At 68.8% G+C, this 16,721-nt stretch carries 13 protein-coding genes; 6 read left to right on the forward strand and 7 right to left on the reverse strand.

Going from position 1 to position 16,721, the window contains the following annotated elements; genetic code table 11:
- The first annotated feature begins 5 nt into the window (after positions 1-5).
- The 4 genes from FNH24_RS09605 to FNH24_RS09620 all read left to right on the forward strand — a co-directional run bounded on the left by FNH24_RS09605 (position 6) and on the right by FNH24_RS09620 (position 5,271).
- Positions 6-1,265, forward strand: coding sequence for an ROK family transcriptional regulator (locus FNH24_RS09605; RefSeq protein ID WP_217428129.1), 1,260 nt, complete (start codon positions 6-8; stop codon positions 1,263-1,265).
- The gene (locus FNH24_RS09610; protein ID WP_152361950.1) at positions 1,262-2,749 is read left to right on the forward strand and encodes a sulfatase family protein; all 1,488 of its coding nucleotides are present in this window, start codon (positions 1,262-1,264) and stop codon (positions 2,747-2,749) included. Before FNH24_RS09605 ends, FNH24_RS09610 begins: the two co-directional genes overlap by 4 nt.
- A gap of 47 nt (positions 2,750-2,796) precedes the next feature.
- Entirely contained in the window at positions 2,797-3,984 is a 1,188-nt protein-coding gene (locus FNH24_RS09615) for a hypothetical protein (protein WP_217428130.1), read from the forward strand.
- 330 nt (positions 3,985-4,314) lie between these two features.
- The gene (locus FNH24_RS09620) at positions 4,315-5,271 is read left to right on the forward strand and encodes a hypothetical protein (protein WP_152361951.1); all 957 of its coding nucleotides are present in this window, start codon (positions 4,315-4,317) and stop codon (positions 5,269-5,271) included.
- A gap of 195 nt (positions 5,272-5,466) precedes the next feature.
- On the opposite strand, the gene tuf is transcribed toward FNH24_RS09620, so the two are convergent.
- The 6 genes from tuf to FNH24_RS09650 all read right to left on the reverse strand — a co-directional run bounded on the left by tuf (position 5,467) and on the right by FNH24_RS09650 (position 11,210).
- On the reverse strand, positions 5,467-6,663 hold the full coding sequence (tuf, locus tag FNH24_RS09625) for an elongation factor Tu (protein ID WP_152361952.1): 1,197 nt from the start codon (positions 6,661-6,663) through the stop codon (positions 5,467-5,469).
- A 148-nt stretch (positions 6,664-6,811) separates the two neighbouring features.
- Positions 6,812-8,908: an elongation factor G gene (gene fusA / locus FNH24_RS09630; RefSeq protein ID WP_152361953.1), complete on the reverse strand. Its 2,097-nt coding sequence runs from the start codon at positions 8,906-8,908 to the stop codon at positions 6,812-6,814.
- A gap of 153 nt (positions 8,909-9,061) precedes the next feature.
- The gene (gene rpsG, locus FNH24_RS09635) at positions 9,062-9,532 is read right to left on the reverse strand and encodes a 30S ribosomal protein S7 (RefSeq protein WP_152361954.1); all 471 of its coding nucleotides are present in this window, start codon (positions 9,530-9,532) and stop codon (positions 9,062-9,064) included.
- Positions 9,532-9,903, reverse strand: coding sequence for a 30S ribosomal protein S12 (rpsL, locus tag FNH24_RS09640; protein WP_152361955.1), 372 nt, complete (start codon positions 9,901-9,903; stop codon positions 9,532-9,534). Before rpsL ends, rpsG begins: the two co-directional genes overlap by 1 nt.
- Before the next feature lie 247 nt (positions 9,904-10,150).
- Positions 10,151-10,822, reverse strand: coding sequence for an MOSC domain-containing protein (locus FNH24_RS09645; RefSeq protein ID WP_152361956.1), 672 nt, complete (start codon positions 10,820-10,822; stop codon positions 10,151-10,153).
- A 10-nt stretch (positions 10,823-10,832) separates the two neighbouring features.
- Positions 10,833-11,210: a MerR family transcriptional regulator gene (locus FNH24_RS09650; RefSeq protein ID WP_246186823.1), complete on the reverse strand. Its 378-nt coding sequence runs from the start codon at positions 11,208-11,210 to the stop codon at positions 10,833-10,835.
- Positions 11,211-11,266: 56 nt separating this feature from the next.
- Between FNH24_RS09650 and FNH24_RS09655 the strand changes: the two genes are divergently transcribed.
- Positions 11,267-11,797 (forward strand): nucleoside deaminase, encoded by a 531-nt coding sequence (locus FNH24_RS09655; RefSeq protein WP_152361957.1) that lies wholly within the window; start codon positions 11,267-11,269, stop codon positions 11,795-11,797.
- The gene (locus FNH24_RS09660; protein ID WP_152361958.1) at positions 11,794-12,684 is read left to right on the forward strand and encodes a TIGR03619 family F420-dependent LLM class oxidoreductase; all 891 of its coding nucleotides are present in this window, start codon (positions 11,794-11,796) and stop codon (positions 12,682-12,684) included. Before FNH24_RS09655 ends, FNH24_RS09660 begins: the two co-directional genes overlap by 4 nt.
- A 131-nt stretch (positions 12,685-12,815) precedes the next feature.
- Here FNH24_RS09660 and FNH24_RS09665 read toward each other — a convergent pair whose 3' ends face one another.
- Positions 12,816-15,227 carry a S8 family peptidase gene (locus FNH24_RS09665; protein ID WP_152361959.1) on the reverse strand — a complete coding sequence of 804 codons (2,412 nt, stop codon included), beginning with the start codon at positions 15,225-15,227 and terminating at the stop codon, positions 12,816-12,818.
- Positions 15,228-16,721 lie beyond the last annotated feature (1,494 nt).

A 16,721-nucleotide genomic window follows, 5' to 3' on the forward strand; every position in this document is an offset into this window, starting at 1 on the left:
AGCGGGTGCAGAACCACGACGGCGGGCATCCGATGCGCCGCGATCACGAGGAGAAGGTGATCGCCGCCCTGCGCGACCTCGGGCCGCTGAGCCGGGCGGAGCTCGCGCGGCGGGTGGGGATCTCGCGGACGACGATGTCCGACATCACCAGTGATCTGCTGGGTCGTTCCATGATCATCACGGTCGACGGCGACGATGCCACCACCAGGCCGGCGACGGTCGGCCGGGGCCGGCCGGCCACCCGGTTGGCGCTCAATCCGCGAGCCGGTCAGCTGGTCGGCATCGACTTCGGGCACCGGCGGGTGCACCTGGTCGTGGTCGACGCCGCGCACCGGCTGGTCGCCTCCGAGATCCGGCGCTATCCGAGCGAGTCGGACTGGCCGGCGCGGGTCACCGAGGCGCTCGAACTGCTGGGCGAGCTCGGCCGACGCGACGACGTGGAGCTGGCCGGGCTGCACGGCATCGGGGTCGGTTTTCCCGGGCCGTTCTCGCCGCGGATGCCGACCTTCGACACCGATGATCATCCGGAGACGACCCCGAGCGAGTTCGTCCGGAACCGGCTGCGGGAGCAGTACGCGGTGCCGATCATGATCGACAACAACACTCGGCTGGCCGGCCTGGCCGAGGCGGTCTGGGGCGGTGCCGAAACCGATCATCTGGTCTACGTCCGGCTGTCCGACGGCATCGGCGGCGGCCTGGTGATCGGCGGCCGTCTGGTGACCGGGGCGGCCGGTTTCGCCGGCGAGCTGGGCCATGTGTCGGTCCGGCTGGACGGTCCCGACTGTCGCTGCGGCAAGCGGGGCTGCCTGGAGACCATCGCCTCCGTGCCGGCGATCCTCGGCCGGTGTCAGGAGCTCGGCGCCCCGGTCACCTCACTGGCCGAGCTGCGGACCGCCGTCGCCAAGGCCGACCCGCTCGTCGATCGGGTGCTGCGGGACGCCGGGGAGGCCCTCGGCCGGGTGCTCGGCACCATGGCGATCACCCTCAACCCGGCCGAGATCGTGGTCGGCGGGGAGCTCGCCCAGCTCGCGCCCCAGCTGCTGGCGCAGGCCCAGACCATGATCAACTGGGAGCTGCAGCCGATGGCGGGCACCGAACTGAAGCTGCGGCTGGCCACGCTGGGCGACGAGGACGGCGCCCTCGGTGCGGTCGCGGCGCTGCTGCACACGTCGCCGCTGCTGGCCAACTACCCGCACCCCACCGACTCCGCTGCCGGTACGGCGGCCGATGATGATCATCAGGCCACGGATCGGGATGCATCATGACCGCCAACGTGCTGTTCCTGATGACCGACCAGCACCGGGTCGACACCCTCGGCTGCTACGGCAACGAGCGGATCCGCACGCCGAACCTCGACCGGCTCGCCGCCGGCGGGACCCGGTTCGACCGCTGGTACACCCCGACCGCCATCTGCACGCCGGCGCGGGCCAGCCTGCTCACCGGCCAGGCGCCGTTCCGACACCGGCTGCTGGCCAACGCCGAGCGCAACGTCGGCTATCTGGAGGACCTGCCGGCCGACTCGTTCAGCTTCTCCCGGGCGCTGCGCGAGCGCGGCTACAACTGCGGCCTGATCGGGAAGTGGCACACCGGGACCCGGCTCACCGCGGCCGACTTCGGCTTCGACGGGCCCGACCTGCCGGGCTGGCACAACCCGGTCGATCACGCCGACTACCTGGCCTATCTGGCCGAGCGCGACCTGCCGCCGCACAAGATCACCGACGAGATGCGCGGCACGATGCCGAACGGACGGCCGGGCAACCTGCTGGCCGCACGCCTGCATCAGCCCGTCGAAGCGACCTTCGAGGCCTACCTGGCGACCCGGACGATCGAACTGCTGGAACGGTACGCCGCTGATCATGACACCGACGGGAAGCCGTTCTATCTGGCGCTGAACTTCTTCGGGCCGCACCTGCCGTACGTGCTGCCCGATCACTACTTCGATCTCTACGATCCGGCGACCATCGAGTTGCCGGCGTCGGCGGCGGAGACCTTCGCCGGCAAGCCACCGGTGCAGCGCAACTACAGCGCCCATTGGGCCTTCGACACGATGGCGGCCGCGGACAGCCGGAAGCTGATCGCCGCCTACTGGGGTTACGTGACCATGATCGACGAGCAACTCGGCCGGGTGCTGGACGCGGTCGACCGGCTCGGGCTGGACGATGACACGGCGATCTTCTTCACCGCCGATCATGGCGAGTTCACCGGCGCCCACCGGCTGCACGACAAGGGCCCCGCCATGTATGAGGACATCTATCGGACGCCGGGGTTGATCAAGATCCCCGGTGCCCCGGCCGGTCAGGTCCGCGACGAGTTCGTCAGCCTGACCGACTGCACCGCGACGATCCTCGAGCTGACCGGCTGCGACCCGACGCCGGCGGTCGACTCGCGGAGCCTGGTGCCCTTGGTGCGGGGCGAGTCGCCGCGCTGGGACGACGATCTCGTCTGCGAGTTCCACGGGCACCATTTCCCCTATCCACAACGGATGCTGCGCACCGAGCGATACAAGCTGGTGATCAATCCCGACTCGGTGAACGAGCTCTACGATCTCGCCGCCGACCCCGACGAGCTGATCAACCGGCACGAGGACCCGGCCTTCGCCGACCTCCGCACCGAGCTGACCGCCCGGCTCTACCGACTGCTCCGCGATCGCGGCGACAACTTCCACCACTGGATGACCTCCATGTATCCGATCGACACGGATGACGTCCGGGACAACCCGTCGGCCAGCCGGATGGAAGCCACTCCCTGATCCGAGCCCGTACCTCTTGATCTTCAAGCGAGCAAAGGAGCACGCCCATGTCGACACCTCGACGGACCACCGCCCTGATCGCCGGAATGACCTTGATCATGGCCGCCGCCCTCGGCGGAGCCGGCAGTGCCGGAGCCGAGCCGAGCACCGACCCGACCAGGACCGCGGCCCGCGACCCCCAGGGAGCCCTCGGCGCGAACTTCAACGAACGCCTGCCCCTGCTCGAGTTCGACGAGTTGGAGCTCGGCCAGACCGAGTGGGTGCGCGGCTTCTACGCCATGCCGTGGGCCGACGCGCAGGCGCCCGAGGACGGTCCGGGGATCCGCAAGCTGATGATGGCCCGGGAGCGCGGCTACGGCACCGTGCTGAGCATGAAGTTTCCCTTCTACAACGAGGCATTCCCGGCACCCGGCAGCCCCGAGCTGGCGCGGGAGCAGGAGCGCGTGACCAAGCTGCTGACCGCGGTGCTGGGCCGGGTCGATATCTTGATCATCGGCAACGAACCGTTCATCGAGAGCCGGCCGGAGGACCGGAACGAAACCCTCAACGTCTTCTACGAAACGATCACCCGGCAGGTGATCGACTATCGCCGCCGACACTGCGGCGCCGACTGCCCGACCCAGCTCTATCTGGGCGCACTGAACAACCTGCAGAAGCCCGAGCAACAGACGCCGACGACCGACCGCTGGGTCCGGTTCGCCGCGAGCGAGCCGGATCTCCTCGGCGTCGACATCCACCCGCACGTGCCGTACATCGAGGACTCCCAGCCCTTCGTCGACTACGTCCTGGCCCGGCTGCGCCCAGACCAGCGCTTCCTCGCCACGGAGTTCTCGCTGGTGCACCACTGGAAGAAGCACCTGACCGACCCCGCCCCGGCCGCCTTCCTCGCCGAATACGATCTGCCCTCGGACCTCAAGGTCTGGCAGGTGGTCGAGGCCGCCATCGCGAACCCGTTCCCGCAGGCCAAGTGGAACGACTTCCTCGCCGCCAGCCCGTGGTACGAATCCCGCAAGAACTACGTCTGCAACCAGCTCGCCCTGTTCCGCGCCACCGGCCGCTTCGCCCTCGGCACCTACGGCTACAAGCAGGGGCCCGAGATGGCCGAGAACTGGGGTCCCGACAAGGCCCCCTGGCTCTTCAACAGCGTTTTCGCCCCGGAGACCGTCCAACCCTGGCCCGACGGCACCACCGGCCGCGGCTACGCCTGGATCGACAACTTCCGCCGCTGCGCCTGACCGACCCCGGGCAACGCCTCCCCGGTCCGCGACCAGGGCCTGATGCGTTTCTCTACCTGTGGCGAGAAACGCACCAGCCCGAGCCCGATCCGAACGCAATTCTCTACCTGTGGCGAGAAGTTCGACCGACCTGGCCTGATCCGGGCGAATTTCTCTACCTGTGGCGAGAAACGCCCCAACCCGCGGCCCGGTCACCGGGCGATTTCTCCGCACAGGTAGGGATGCGCACCGTCGGGAAGGCTGTGGACAGAAGGCAAGTTGTGCAAACTGGGTTGTGGACAACCCCGGTTCGGCGCTCCGCGGCGAGCCGAGTTTGTTCAGGCTGTCGGGATGACATTTACAACTGCGCGCCCGTTCACTCGGGCGGAGGCGCTGGCGGCCAAGATCAGCGTGAAGGAGTTGGCCGGTCCAGAGTATCGGCGCATCTTCCACGGGATCTATCTCGACCGGCGGGTCCCCCTCGACATCAGACACCGTGCCATGGCCGCGCTGCACATCGCGCCGCCGGGTTCGTACGCCAGCCATCACACCGCAGCACAGCTCTGGGGCGGGGTGGCACCGGCGACGACGGACACCCACCTCAGTGCCCCGACGCCGCTGACACGGAGCATTCGCCGCGGAATCGTGGCTCACCGGATCCAGTTCGACGCGGCGCCGCGGTCGCGGCACGGGATCCTCGTCTCGAGTCCGGAGCAGACCTTTCTGGAGTTGGCGTCGGCCAGAGTGGGCCTGATCGACCTGGTGGTCCTCGGCGACTCGCTGGTCCGGAGGGAGCTGACCACCCCCGAGAAGTTGATCAAGGCCGCCGCCGACTGGACCGGTCGAGGGTCCCGGGTCGCTCGACGGGCCGCTCGCTTTGTGCGTACCGGCGTGGACTCGCCGATGGAAACCCGGGTCCGTCTGTTGATCGTGCTGGCCGGATTTCCCGAGCCGGTGGTCAACCTGATCATTCGCTATCCCGATGGATCGTGGCGCTGGCGGTTCGAGATCTGCTACCCGGCGTACATGGTGATCATCGAGTACGACGGCCGCCACCATGCCGACGATCCGGGCCAATGGAACGCCGACATCCTGAGACGCGAAGAGCTGGAGCGCGCCGGCTGGCGGTCGGTCGTTGTCACCGCGCGGGCGTTCTACACCGAGCCCGCCGCGGTGCTGGCGCGGATCAGCGAGACCTTGGGCAGCAGAGGGGCCGACCTTCCGCGGCGAAAGGTTCCGGCGGAGTGGGCGCGGCTCTTCCCGGGTCGGGCCGCGACCGCCGTCGAATCATCGACCGGCGGACGTTAGTCGTCACAGGTAGAGGAAAGACCCGCGAAACAGGTGATCTGCGCGCATTTCTCGCCACAGGTAGAGAAACGCACCCAAGCCCGAGTCCCGTCCCCGCGAGCCCGAGGTGGCCGAGGTGGCCCGGACATGACGAAGCCCCGGCCCGCTGCTGCGGACCGGGGCTTCGACGATGATCAGTTGATCAGCTGAAGATGATCACTTCAGGATCTTGGTGACCCGGCCGGCGCCGACGGTGCGGCCACCCTCGCGGATCGCGAACTTCAGCTCTTCCTCCATGGCGATCGGCTGGATCAGCTGAACGACCATGTCGGTGTTGTCGCCCGGCATCACCATGTCGGTGCCCTCCGGGAGCTGAACGACGCCGGTGACGTCGGTCGTCCGGAAGTAGAACTGCGGGCGGTAGTTGTTGAAGAACGGCGTGTGACGGCCGCCCTCCTCCTTGCTCAGGATGTAGACGCGCGCCTCGAACTCCGTGTGCGGAGTCGTGGTGCCCGGCTTGATGATCACCATGCCGCGCTCGACGTCTTCGCGCTTGGTGCCACGAAGCAGCAGGCCGACGTTCTCGCCCGCCTGGCCCTCGTCGAGGAGCTTGCGGAACATCTCGACACCGGTGACCGTGGTGGTCTGCTTGGTCTCGCGGATGCCGATGATGTCGACGGTCTCGTTGACCTTGACGATGCCCCGCTCGATCCGGCCGGTCACAACGGTGCCACGACCGGTGATCGTGAAGACATCCTCGACCGGCATCAGGAACGGCTTGTCGACGTCACGCTCGGGCTGCGGGATGTAGTCGTCCACGGCCTTCATCAGCTCGAGGATCGATCCGGCCCACTTCTCGTCGCCGTTCAGCGCCGGGAAGGCCGCGACCTTGACGATGGGGGCGTTGTCGCCGTCGAACTCCTGGCTCTCCAGCAGCTCGCGAACCTCGAGCTCGACCAGCTCCAGGATCTCCTCGTCGTCGACCATGTCGCACTTGTTCAGCGCGACGACGATCGCCGGCACACCGACCTGACGCGCGAGCAGCACGTGCTCACGGGTCTGCGGCATCGGGCCGTCGGTCGCCGCGACCACGAGGATCGCGCCGTCCATCTGGGCCGCACCGGTGATCATGTTCTTGATGTAGTCGGCGTGACCGGGGCAGTCGACGTGAGCGTAGTGACGCGCCTCGGTCTGGTACTCGATGTGCGTGATCGAGATCGTGATGCCCCGCTGCCGCTCTTCCGGCGCCTTGTCGATGTTCTCGAACGCTTCGGTGTTCGGGTTGCCAACGGGATCGTGGTCGTGGAGCACCTTCGAGATCGCCGCGGTCAACGTGGTCTTGCCGTGGTCGATGTGCCCGATGGTGCCGATGTTGACGTGCGGCTTAGTCCGCTCGAACTTGGCCTTTGCCACTTGGGCTCCTTCTGGGTTTGTCGCCACGCGGTCGCGGGGCGCCTATTTTTCTTGTGGACTGCTAGGTCGGACGCAGCCCGGCCTAAGTTTTGTGATTTTCAGCGTTCAGGTCAAACCGTCACGCAGAACAGGAATTCCGGTCGAGGTTCTACTCGCCCCGGGACTTCTGAACGATCTCCTCGGAGATGGTCTTGGGCACCTCGGCGTAGGAGTGGAACTCCATCGTGTAGCTCGCCTGGCCGGAGGTCTTCGAACGAAGATCACCGACGTAACCGAACATCTCCGACAGCGGCACCAGCGCATCGACAACCTTGTTGCCGTGCTGTTCCTTCATCTCCTGCACCTGGCCGCGCCGGGCGTTCAGGTCGCCGATCACGGTGCCGAGGTAGTCCTCCGGAGTGGTCACCTCGACCGCCATCATCGGCTCCAGCAGCGCCGGGTCGGCCCGCCGTGCGGCCTCCTTGAAGACCATCGAGCCGGCGATCTTGAACGCCAGCTCCGAGGAGTCGACGTCGTGGTACGCACCGTCGGTCAGGGTGACCTTGATGTCCTCCACCGGATAACCGGCCAGGATGCCGAACTGCATGGACTCCTGGATGCCCTGATCCACCGAGGGGATGTATTCCCGCGGGATCCGGCCACCGGTCACGGCGTTCACGAATTCGTAGCCCGAACCCGCTTCCTGCGGCTCGAGATCGATCAGCACCTTCGCGTACTGACCGGAACCACCGGACTGCTTCTTGTGCAGGTATTCGACCTTCTCGACCTTGCGCCGCAGGGTCTCCCGGTAGGCCACCTGGGGCTTACCGATGTTGGCCTCGACCTTGAACTCGCGCTTCATCCGGTCGATCATCACCTCGAGGTGCAGCTCACCCATGCCGGCGATGATCGTCTGGCCGGTCTCCTCGTCGGTGTGCACGCGGAACGTCGGATCCTCCTCGGCCAGCCGCTGGATGGCGACACCCAGCTTCTCCTGGTCCGACTTGGTCTTCGGCTCGATCGCCTGCTCGATCACCGGCGCCGGGAAGTCCATCGACTCCAGCACGACCAGGTTGTTCGGATCGGACAGCGTCTCGCCGGTGGTGGTGTCCTTCAGACCCATCACGGCGACGATCTGGCCGGCACCGACCGAGGCGATCTCCTCACGCTTGTTGGCGTGCATCTGATACACCTTGCCGATGCGCTCCTTGCGCAGCTTGGTGCTGTTCATCACCTGGGTGCCGGCTTCCAGCCGCCCGGAGTAGACCCGGACGTACGTCAGCTTGCCCAGGTGCGGATCCGAGGCGATCTTGAACGCCAGCGCCGACAGCGGATCCTGGTCGGTCGGGTGCCGCTCGATCACGACCGACTCGTCGCCGGGCTTGAAGCCCTCGATGGCCGGGACGTCGAGCGGGGCCGGCAGGTACGCGATCACCGCGTCGAGCAGCGGCTGGACACCCTTGTTCTTGAACGCCGAGCCACAGAACACGGCGGTGATCGTGCTGGCCAGGACGGCCCGCCGGACGGCATGCTGGAGCTGCTCCGCGGTGGGCTCCTCGCCCTCCAGGTAGACCTCCATCAGCTCGTCGTCGTGCTCGGCGACCAGCTCGACCAGCTCGGCGTGCGCCTGCTCCGCCTGCTCCTTCTGGTCGGCCGGGATCTCTTCGATCTCGTAGTCCTCACCGATCGCGGTCTCGCCGCGCCAGGTCAGGGCCTGCATCTTGACCAGGTCGATCACGCCGATGAAGTCGCCCTCGGCGCCGATCGGCAGCTGCATCACGGCGGGGACGGCGTTGAGCCGTTCCTTGATCGTCTTCACGCAGAACTCGAAGCTCGCGCCGGTCCGGTCCAGCTTGTTGACGAAGCAGATCCGCGGCACGCCGTACCGGTTGGCCTGCCGCCACACGGTCTGGCTCTGCGGCTCGACGCCGGCGACACCGTCGAACACGGCGACGGCACCGTCGAGGACGCGCAGGTTGCGCTCGACCTCGATGGTGAAGTCCACGTGACCGGGGGTGTCGATGATGTTGATCTGGTGATCTTTCCAGTGGCAGGTCGTCGCGGCGGACGTGATCGTGATGCCGCGCTCCTGCTCCTGCTCCATCCAGTCCATCGTGGCCGCGCCGTCGTGGACCTCACCGATCTTGTAGTTGATGCCGGTGTAGAACAAGATCCGCTCGGTGGTGGTGGTCTTGCCCGCATCGATGTGGGCCATGATCCCGATGTTGCGGACCTTGCCCAGGTCGGTCTTGATGTCGACGGCCACGAAAGCGTTCAACCTCTATCTGTGTCTAAACATGCGATGCCCCTCAGAAGCTTCCGGCTTCGGGGGCGGGGTGGTGATGCCGGGTTCACCGGCCGGTAGGTGCGGCCCCGCCCGAGACGAGCTCGGGCGGGCGGGCCGCACCCGCAGTCCTCGTTACCAGCGGTAGTGCGCGAAGGCGCGGTTCGCCTCGGCCATCTTGTGGGTGTCCTCGCGGCGCTTGACCGCGGCTCCCAGGCCGTTCGAGGCGTCCAGCAGTTCGTTCATCAGCCGCTCGGACATCGTCTTCTCACGCCGCTGCCGGGAGAAGGTGATCAGCCAGCGCAACGCCAGGGTCGTCGACCGACCCGGCTTCACGTCGATCGGCACCTGGTAGGTGGCGCCACCGACCCGGCGGCTCTTCACCTCGAGCGCGGGGCGCACGTTGTCCAGGGCCCGCTTCAGCGTCTGCACCGGATCGACACCGGTCTTGGCCCGGGTGCCCTCCAGGGCCGAGTAGACGATGTTCTGCGCGATGGTCTTCTTGCCGTCGACCAGCACCTTGCTCACCAGCTGGCTGACCAGCGGCGAACCGTAAACCGGATCGACCATCACCGGGCGCCGCGGGGCGGGGCCATTGCGGGGCATTACTTCTCCTTCTTCGCGCCGTAGCGGCTGCGAGCCTGCTTGCGGTTCTTGACGCCCTGCGCGTCCAGCGAGCCGCGAATGACCTTGTACCGGACACCCGGCAGGTCACGAACGCGGCCACCGCGGACCAGCACCATCGAGTGCTCCTGCAGGTTGTGACCCACGCCGGGGATGTAGGCGGTGACCTCGACCCCCGAGGACAGCTTGACCCGGGCGACCTTGCGCAGAGCCGAGTTCGGCTTCTTCGGAGTGGTGGTGTAGACGCGCGTGCACACGCCCCGCCGCTGAGGCGAACCCTTGAGCGCAGGCGTCTTCGACTTGCTCACCTTGTCTGCGCGGCCCTTCCGGACCAACTGCTGAATTGTGGGCACCGCTGAATATCTCTTTCTGTCACCGGATCGTTGGGTGCGTCCCGCCAGGGAACCCCGGCCGGACAGCTGTGCGAAACACGCTCCGATCACGGGGATCAAGGTCGGGCACGCACGAAGATTCGGGCGAGCCCGAACACAAGGACCAAGGTTATCCGCTACGTCCTCGCCGGTCAAAAGCACGTCCGGCGACCCTCGCGGGCACCTCTCCAGCCTACTGACCGAGCCCGGTCGAGAAGGGTCGCCGCGTTCAGCCCAGGGAGAACGTCTCGCCGTTCGACGCCATCCGGAACAGCTCCTCGCCCAGGTCATCCCGGCCTGCCGCCAACAGGCCCGGCAGCAGCTCGGGCGAGTCGATCAGGGCGGCGAAGGCGTACGCGATCGTGACGTCGTGATCGGGCCGGCTGATCACCTCGATCGGGTCACCGGCGCTGAGCTCGCCGGCCTCGAGGATCTCCAGGTACGTGCCCGGCCGGCGATCGCGGACGAAGTGCTTCAGCCAGCCCTTCTCGCCGGTCCAGCCACGAAACGTCGAGCACGGGATCCGCGGCGCGGTGACCCGAGCCACGACGTCGGCGCCGAGCCGCCACCGCTCCCCGATCCGGGCCCCGCTGACGTCGACGCCGCGGGTGGTCAGGTTCTCGCCGAAGTAGCCGTTGCCGAGCTCTCGGCCGAGCCGCTCGGCCCAGTCGTCCAGATCCTCGCGCTGGAAGACATACAGGGCCTGGCGATCACCGCCGTGGCTCCGCCGGTCGCCGATGAAGTCGCCGACCACCCCGCTGCCCAACCCACCGTGTTTCGGCCCCGGCGGCCGGACCTGCACCGGACCGTCCGCGGGCCGCTTGTCGATCCCGGTCGAGTCCGCTTGCTTGTACGGATTCGGTCTGGCGGCGCCGACATTGACCGTCTCGATGAAGCCCATGATCACGACCCTACGAGCGATCGTGGTCCGGGACGACCGAGATTTCGTCGATCACCTCGTCCAGGGCCTCGGCCGTGCGGCTGAGCTGGTCGATCTCGGCCAGGATCCGGGCGCGTTCCTGGCCCAGCCGCAGGGCCAGGTAGGGAGTCCGGATGCTCGGATCGGTGATGCAGGGCAGCACGTCGGCGATCGAGCGACTGTTCAGCCCCGCGTCCAGCAGCCGGCGGATCAGCTCGACCCGCTGCACCGCGTCGGGCCGGAACACCCGCTGCCCGCTGCTGCTCCGGTCCGCGCCGAGCAGCCCCTGCCGCTCGTAGTAGCGGATGGACCGGACGCTGGCGCCGGTCCGGTCCGACAGCTCCCCGATCCGCATCTCGCCGATCCGCATCGAATCCCTCCCCGTTCTTGCCCCTGACACCGGTGTCAGCACCTATCTTCCGGGTCATGACCGAAATTCTGCTACCGGCCGGGCTGACCGAGCTGCTCGGCGCCGACCTGTCCGCGCTCGACGGGGAGGCCGGGCTGCTGGCCCGGACCGTACGACTGGCCGTCGAGCACGGCACCGCGGGCCAACTCCCGTTCACGGCGGCCGTGGTCCGTGACGGCACGGTGATCGGCGTCGGCGCCAACCGGGCCCTGGCCGACTCCGACCCGTCCGCCCACGGCGAGGTGGACGCGATCCGCGACGCCGGCCGCCGGGTCGGCCTGGCCGGACTGGCCGGGACGGTCGTCTACTCGAGTTGCGAGCCGTGCGCGATCTGCCGCACCGTCGCCGCGGCCGCCGGCGTCACGGAGATCGTGTACGCCGCCGGCCGGGAACTGGTGCCGACCGACCTGGATCCGAACCCGGACCACACCGGCCGGCTGATGGACGCGGTCACCGAACTGCTGTCGGGCATCGCGCGGCAGGTCGACTCCGGGCTCGGACCGGACGAGCTGGCCGAGCCGTTCCGCGCCTTCCTGGCGACGCGATGAGACTCGGGATCAATCTGCCCAACTTCGGGCCGGAGACGACCGCCGCGACCCTGCTCGACTGGGCCGGCTACGCCGAGGACGCCGGCTTCGACCAGGTGGTCGTCTCCGACCACGTGGCGCCGACGCCGGAGGTGGCGGCGATCTATCCGCCACCCTTCCACGACCCGTTCGTGCTGCTGTCCTGGCTGGCCGGGCGGACGTCGACGGTCCGACTGGGCACCTCAGTCGTCGTGCTGCCGTACCGGCATCCGCTGCTGGTGGCCCGGATGAGCGCGATGGTGCAGGAATACAGCGACGGCCGGTTCGTCCTCGGCGTCGGCACCGGCTGGTCCCGGACCGAGTTCGAGGCCTTCGGGCTCGACTTCCGGGCCCGCGGCCGGACCAGCGACGACCACCTCGACGTGATCACCCGGGCCTGGGCCGCGGACACGGTGAGCGCCGAGACGCCCGACTTCCGGTTCACCGACGTCGCGACCGGGCCGACCCCGCCCGGCGGCCGGCTGCCGCTGTGGGTCGGCGGCCACGCGCCCGCGGCGATCCGGCGCGCGGCCCGCTTCGGTACGGCCTGGCATCCGATCAACCCGGAGCTCGGCTGGCTGCGCGAGATCGGGCTGCCGGGGTTGGCCGCCGCGGCCGCCGAGCTCGGCCGGCCGGTGCCCGAGCTCGCGGTCCGGATCAAGGCCCGGCTGCAACCCGACCCGGCGCCGGATGACCGACCGCTCGGCGTGGGGTCGCTCGGTCAGGTGGTCGGCGACGTCGTCGAACTGCGCCGGCTCGGGGCCGCTGATCTCATCCTGGACACCAACCCCGATCAGCCGCGGCCGCGGAACTTCACCGAGGAACGCCGCCAACTGACCATGATCAAGAACGCCCTGCCCCTGGCCTGAGCGGCCGGCCGACTCCGAGGCGCTCTTGATCCGCACGCGACCGCTACCGGCTGCCGCGACCGCTGCAGTGGTCGCGGCTGACAAGACTGGTCGCGTCGCCGCTGACTGGTCGGACGCCCGGTCCGCGTGGGTCAGCGGGGGCGGACGAGGACGGTTTCGGCTCCGTCGGCCAGGACCGTCTCGCCATTGCCGTCCGGCTGCTTGCTGATCAAGGAATAGGACTTCGGCGTCCGGTGCAGTTCCGGCGACGACGGCCCGGGCTTGAGCTGCAACTGATAGCCGTCCTCCGGGTGCCAGACCCCGGCCGCGCCGCAGGCGATGTCGGTCCAGGAGACCTGCCGGACACCCGCCGCGGGCGCGAACGGCTTGATCGCCAGCGAGCCGGAGACGGCGAGGGACTCGTCCGGTTTCGGGCAGGCGACCCGCACCCCGTCGCCGACGGCCATCCAGCCGGCCACCAGGGTCGACCCCTCGAAGTGCAGCGAGGTGGTGGCGCAGGAGGCGGCGGCCACCGGGGCCACCAGCGTCGACCATTCCTGCTCGGGCGGATATTCCCCCGCACTCCGCTTCTTCAGGTCGAGCAGGCGGAGCGCGCGCGGGTCCTCGGCGCAGGTGGGCACGCCCGAGGCCACGAGCCAGCGACCGTCGTCGGACACCGCGACCTGCCCGAATCCGTCGCCGGAGGTCGCGAGCGCATACATCGTTCCGTCCTTGCCGATGCCGAGCAGATCATCGTGGCTCCCGTACTGGGAACGGGACGCGCCGACGACGATGGTCAGGTCGCGCACCGCCGCCACGGCCCGGACGGTGTAGCCGGTCAGGCCGCCCTGCTTGGCGTCGGTGGTGGAGACCCAGTCGGCCGTGTACGGGTCGTAGCGCGTGATCCGCATCGGATCGGAACGGGTGACCGTGACCACCTCGTTCTTCGGGCCGAAGGCGACGCCGGAACAACTGCACTCGGTCGACTGCTGCCGGCCGTTGGCGGTGTCGACCACGGTCAGGTGCTTGCCGTCGGTGGCGGCGAACCAGGCACCGTCGTTGCTGAAGGCGGCCGTCGGCGTCTGGTTGCGGCCGTCGAGTTGCTGCACCTCGATCTTCCGGGCGTCGGTGGTGATCAACTCGGTGCGATGGTCAGCACCGGAGATCGTCGCCGCCGCGATCACCGGCTCGACCGGCGCCGGCTGCGGCGGATGATCATCGAGATACTTCGCGGCGGCGATCACGTTGAGCCGGCCGTAGCCGTACTCGTCGTTGCGCGAGCCGCGAGCGACATCGACCGGGTCGGCGCTCATGATCAACGCCTGCCGGATGTCGGCCGGGGCCGCCTCCGGATGCCGGGCGAGCAAGATCGCTACGGCGCCGGTGACCATCGGCGCGGCGTAGGAGGTGCCGTCGCCGGTGCACAGGGTGCGCGGTCCGGCCAGCCGGCTGACGCAGGTCGACAGCACGTCCTCGCCCGGAGCCATGATCATCACGGTCCGGTTGGCCGAGGAGAATCCGGCCCGGTCGCCGTCCTCGTTGACCGCGCCGACGCCGACGACGGTCGGCTGGTCGGCCTGGCCGGCGATCTCGTTGCGCCCCTCGGGGCAGGCCTTCTTGTCCACCTCGCTCCACTCCCGCGGCCACGGCCGCCACGGCGAGGTGCCGCAGTTGCCCACGGCGGGGACCAGCACCACCCGGTTGAGCTCGGCGTAGTCGTACGCGGCCCGCAGCAGCGACGTGTTCGAGGAGCCGGCCGAGAGATTGACCACCTTGGCGCCGCGGTCGACCGCCCAGATGATCTCGTCGTGGATGCCCTCGTCGCCGACCGACTTGCCGTCGCGCCAGTATTGGGCATCGAGCAGGGTGGCCTTCGGCGCCAGCCCGGTCATCCCGGTGCCGTCGTCGGCGGCGGCGATGATCCCGGAGACGAAGGTGCCGTGGGACTCGTAATCGTCCCGGCCGAGCTCGGTGTTCTTGACCCCGATCACCCGGTCGCCGAACTCCGCCTGCCCCTGGTCGATGCCGGTGTCGACGACGCCGACCCGGATCTCGGGGGCGTCGTCGGGCCACAGCGCGCGGAGCGCGTCGGCGCCGCCCAGTTTGTCCAGCGCCCACTGCCGCTCCGGCTGCCCCTCGGTGGCCGGGTGCGGGTCGTCCGTCGCCGGCGGCACCTCTCGGGTCCGGTCGGCCGCGACCACGTCGGGCCGGCCCCGCAGCTCGGTCAGCATCGCCTCGGCCGCGGCCTCGGTGGTCAGCACGGTCTCGGAGATCAGGCAGTGGCCGCGGAGCCGGATCACCCCGATCCGCACCTCCCCCTGACCGGAGGGCTGTTTCGGTTTCAGCTCGGCGCAGCGGGGATCCGGTCGGGCGGCCTTGATCAACTCCTGCCGCACCTGGTGCTCCGCCGGCGGCGGTACGGGAGCGGACGGCTCCTCCCGGCTCACCACCGCGACGACGATCCCGACCGCAACCAGGACGACGATCACGGCCAGCGCGATGATCCCGATCAGACGACGTCGCCGGGGTGATGACCCGGCCCCGGAGCTGTGCACAGTGGTCACGGGCGGTCAGTCTGCCAGGTCCGGACGTCCCGTCCCCGCCACCCTGCGCTGCCGCTCGGACGGGGCTGGCCTGCCCCTTTGACAGGCTCAGGACAAGCTTCGACAGGCTCAGGGAAGGAAGTGCTCCCGCCGGTCTCGGCGGCGATTCCCCGAGTCCTGGATCCACCGATGATCTTGGACATGGGCGGTGCCGGACCGGCGAGTGGGTGATCGTTCCCTGAGCCTGCCGACGCTTGTCATGAGCCAGTCGAAGCGGGCAGGCCAGGTGGGTGCCCTGTCAGGTCACGGGCTGACGACCGGAAAGACGCGCCACGGAAGGGCAGGTCAGTGCGGTCCGCCGCGTCATGCGGCCCGGCACCGGTATCGGGCGGCGAAGTTCGCCGGCTGGGCATCGCCGCAGCGCAACCGGCGCCCGGCCGGAGGTTCCAGAACCCCGCCCGTCCTTGGCGCGTCTTCAGATCCTCGGCGTGCACCGAGCGGGCTTGTCCGGCCAACCCAGGGCGGGCGAATCCTGCCAGCCGGAACTACCTGACAGGAGCGTAGGTCCCGCGATCCGAACCCGAGACTTGGCTCTGACAGGCCTGCCCCGTTTGGCCGGACCACACGCGCCACCGGTCGCGCTGGACGCTGGACGCATTGTCCGGCCTTGCTCCCCCTGGAATTCGACCAGCAGTCGACCCGAGCAACCGATCTGCCCGGCGTGTCGCCGAGCCTGCCGCGACTGCCGGTCAAATTCCAGGGTGCCACCCGATCCCCGCCCAGCCTCGCCCCGGCCGAATGCCCCGAGCGGACTGCTCGGCCAACTCCACGACAGCCATCCGTGGCACAAGCGTCCACTCAGCGGGTACGCCCGAATCAACCCACCCGGCCGGACACCACGATCCGATCCCACCCGATGCAATCCCGACCAGCCAACCGGCTCTCCTGCCTGAAAGTCCCCGCGGGCCGCAACAGGCCGCCCGCCCTTGGCGCGTCGTCTCCGGCCGAACGGGGCAACCTGATTTGCCCTTCGACAAAGCTCGACCCACGACCTTGGTCGCGACACCAGCCCGACCCGCGAACCTGTTCGCCGCCTGGGTGCGCAAGTCGACCCCGGTCGAGAAACGCACGGCGAACGGGCCCCGGGCACTTGCGAAAAGTCCACCCCGGTCGAGAAACGCACGCCAACCCACCCCGGACACCCGCGAAAGTCGACCCTGGTCGAGAAACGCACGGCGAACGGGCCCCGGGCACTTGCGAAAAGTCCACCCCGGTCGAGAAACGCACGCCAACCCACCCCGGACACCCGCGAAAGTCGACCCTGGTCGAGAAACGCACGGCGAACGGGCCCCGGGCACTTGCGAAAAGTCCACCCCGGTCGGGAAACGCACGCCAACCCACCCCGGACACCCGCGAAAGTTGAACCGCCCCGGGGTGTCTGGAGACTTCATTAGTTGGAGGATGGAGTTATGGCACGTCCGTCGAAGTATCCCCGTGAGGTGCGGGTGCGTGCGG

The organism is Microlunatus speluncae, from assembly GCF_009299835.1.
Taxonomy (GTDB): domain Bacteria; phylum Actinomycetota; class Actinomycetes; order Propionibacteriales; family Propionibacteriaceae; genus Microlunatus; species Microlunatus speluncae.